The sequence below is a fragment of the Rhodoferax ferrireducens genome (genome assembly GCF_003347515.1).
GTDB lineage: Bacteria > Pseudomonadota > Gammaproteobacteria > Burkholderiales > Burkholderiaceae_C > Rhodoferax.
In genome coordinates, this window is sequence record NZ_QEII01000073.1 from 1 (window position 1) to 454 (window position 454).

At 56.4% G+C, this 454-nt stretch carries 1 protein-coding gene; it reads left to right on the top strand.

From position 1 onward, the window contains the following. Positions 1-342: DUF2239 family protein (locus C5P05_RS00290; protein ID WP_114967973.1), on the top strand; the 342-nt coding region annotated here is incomplete at its 5' end. Between the last annotated feature and the right edge of the window lie 112 nt (positions 343-454).

A 454-nucleotide genomic window follows, 5' to 3' on the forward strand; every position in this document is an offset into this window, starting at 1 on the left:
GGGGTTGTCGCGCGAGAAGTCACGTTACTGCCGCGCCACTGGGATTGGTTGGCTGCACAGCGAGGCGGTGCATCGGTGACTTTGCGGAAACTGGTTGATGAGGCACGCCGGGCAAGCGTGGACCGAGACCGACAACGCCAGACGAATGAACGTGCGTACCACTTCATGTCCACCATGGCTGGTGATATGGCTGGGTTTGAAGAGGCCTCGCGTGCACTGTTCGCAAACGACGCGGCAAAGTTCCACCAACTGACCGAAGCTTGGCCGACCGACGTTCGCGATTACCTCAGGTACCTTGCTTGTCCGCTCCCGTTGGCAGAAGTGCCATCGCTTGCACCGTGACTCATTTGGAACAAAAAGGATTGATGATGACAAACAAAAAGACGCTGAAACGACAGTATCTGGAGACGAAAACCCGAGCAGGCGTATATGCGATCCGTAACCAGATCACGGG